Here is a 617-nt window from a genome sequence, read left to right as displayed (position 1 = left end):
GATCCGCAGCCTGGAAGCGCAGGTCGCCGGCCTATCGGCGCATCTTTCCAGGCCCGGCACGCCGCTGCCCGAGTTCGAGGACATCAGTCCGCGCCTAAACGAGATCGAGAAGTCGCTGGCCGGCACGCGCGATTCCATTCTGAGCGTGGCGCGCGAGGCGGCCGAGAGCGCCGTCAAATCGCTCGCCGAGTCGACCTCCAGCACGGCGCAGACCAACGCGACCGCCGTTGCCGGCCTCGCCCAGGATCTGAAGACGCTCGAAGCGCTCACCCGCCGCTCCGACGAACGCAATTCGCGGACTTTCGAGGCAATCCACGACACGCTGCTCAAGATCGTCGACAGGCTGGGCTCGCTGGAAGCGACCGAGACCAGCGAGGCGGTCAGCGAGCTGGTCGATCCGCAACCGGCCAGCAAGCGCGGCGGCCGCGGCGGCAAGATCGCGGTGCAGGACGCGCCTTCGATGGATATCGACCAGCCGCTGCCGCTCACCGGAGACATGGCTAGCCTTGAAGGCCGCGCCGCGGAGATCATGCGCGACGAGCCGAGCGTACCGCGCACGCCCGCCGAGGCTGCTGCAGCAGCCGCCATGGCGGCGCTGGGACCGGATGCGGTCGGCG

General features: G+C 69.5%; 1 pseudogene. It reads left to right on the top strand.

What is annotated here, in order from left to right:
* Positions 1 to 617: pseudogene (locus EOA28_RS37790) on the top strand (peptidoglycan-binding protein); the annotation flags it as partial.

This window comes from Mesorhizobium sp. M2A.F.Ca.ET.067.02.1.1 (genome assembly GCF_004023285.1).
Classification (GTDB): domain Bacteria; phylum Pseudomonadota; class Alphaproteobacteria; order Rhizobiales; family Rhizobiaceae; genus Mesorhizobium.
The sequence above is the reverse complement of the archived record's forward strand: the minus strand, read 5'-3'. Positions and strand labels throughout refer to the sequence as shown.